Raw genomic sequence first — 355 nt, 5'->3', positions numbered from 1 at the left:
ATGCCAGGCCGCTTCATCATGTCCTCAAAGGCCCGTACACCTGCAGCGGTAGGCACAAAGTACGAGGACACCAGGTCCACCTGGCTGGTGGGCTTGCCCAGCACATGGTCCATTTGCCAGACCATCAATTGCTCCGGGTTGACCGGGCCCAAGGCCTTGGCCGGATCATCACTGATCATGGTGGTCCGCGCCCACTGGAAATCCAGCTCACCACGCACCAAATGGCTGACCAGGTCCGACTCACGCAGCACCTGCTGGTAATCCTTGGCGCGTGGTTGCGCTTCGGCTTCCTGCAACTTGGCCTGAAACTTCATCAGAGCTTCCGAACCACCCGTTTTGATCAGGCTGTCCACCG

General features: G+C 59.4%; 1 pseudogene. It reads right to left on the bottom strand.

What is annotated here, in order from left to right:
- A pseudogene (locus LKX83_RS32120) lies at window positions 1-355 on the bottom strand (hypothetical protein); the annotation flags it as partial.

Origin of the sequence: Cohnella baijiui (genome assembly GCF_020731285.1) — a bacterium.
Lineage (GTDB): Bacteria > Bacillota > Bacilli > Paenibacillales > Paenibacillaceae > Cohnella.
This window is presented reverse-complemented; position numbering and strand designations above follow the sequence as displayed.